The 1,121-nt window shown below is 34.5% G+C and carries 1 rRNA gene and 1 pseudogene; one reads left to right on the top strand and one right to left on the bottom strand.

Features of this window, described 5'->3' with window-relative positions:
* Positions 1-100: ribosomal RNA gene (locus KQI21_RS05040) — 16S ribosomal RNA — on the bottom strand; the annotation flags it as partial.
* A 914-nt stretch (positions 101-1,014) separates the two neighbouring features.
* Between KQI21_RS05040 and KQI21_RS16685 the strand changes: the two are divergent.
* Positions 1,015-1,121: pseudogene (locus tag KQI21_RS16685) on the top strand (hypothetical protein); the annotation flags it as partial.

Raw genomic sequence — 1,121 nt, 5'->3', positions numbered from 1 at the left:
GTCACCCCCGAAGGGGATCTGCTTGCTTCCCGCGCTCGACTTGCATGTATTAGGCACGCCGCCAGCGTTCGTCCTGAGCCAAGATCAAACTCTCCAAAAAAGTTTGTAATGAAAAACAATGTTCTTCATTATTTCTTAGCTTCTCTCAAGATCTATCTTGAGTTATTTCTTAGAAAAACAGAGACTGCTTTTCTTGACATACTGGTTGTTTTGTTCAGTTTTCAAAGAGCAATTTTTTATTTTGTCGTTTTTTGCGACAAGATATAATTTATCATGGTTTAGACTAATTGTCAACAGTTTTTTAAATGTTTTTTTGCTTTATTTTCTCCGTTTGTTGAGTGTGTCATTTATTGACAACAGAGATTAATATAGCATATAAACACATAAATAGCAATAGAAAAAACAAAAAAATTGCTTTTATAAAAGAATCTACCCTAAAGAACTAAAATTATATCCATTTAACACCATCAAAAAAGACTAACAATTTTATTCTCTAGGAGTAACCGTATTTTTGCACAGACTTTAAAAGGGAGGTAGGAACACGTGACAAAACACGTTAATAATTACTCATACTAACATATTCACCTAAATTGTACTCCCAAAACGGGCATGATCTTACACTGCTCTCTTAACTTTCCTATCAGATTAAAAGTCGCATAACATCTTGGAAGGAACAAAAGCGTTAAGCGCTCGGATAGCACCGTACAAACCGGATAACTTCTGGCGAGATAAAGCGAAACATCATTCAAGGAATGCTTTTCTCCTCGTATATTATTATTAACTAGTATTTTTACCAGTTTTAAATCGTTGTACCACTCAAGGTATAATGTATTTAACCAGATAGAGGTTGTCGTAATTCTCCTTGAAGTATTGTCTTCGTTTTCAAGACTGACACCTCTTTCTTTATAGAACTATTCGATGAGCTGGATGACATATTCGTTGTCGTATATCGAACGAGGTTGGATATCTATAAGGATAAGAGGATTCCTCCCATCTGATAACACAGTTGTTGGTATGGAAGCTACCGGTCATTATTGGTTATCTGTTTTTTCATTTCTTCATAAATTGGGATTTAAAATAACCGTTTTTAATCCTTTACAATCTGATGCCTTACGTCATTT

It is taken from the genome of Virgibacillus proomii, from assembly GCF_018916875.1.
GTDB lineage: Bacteria > Bacillota > Bacilli > Bacillales > Amphibacillaceae > Virgibacillus > Virgibacillus proomii_B.
This window is presented reverse-complemented; position numbering and strand designations above follow the sequence as displayed.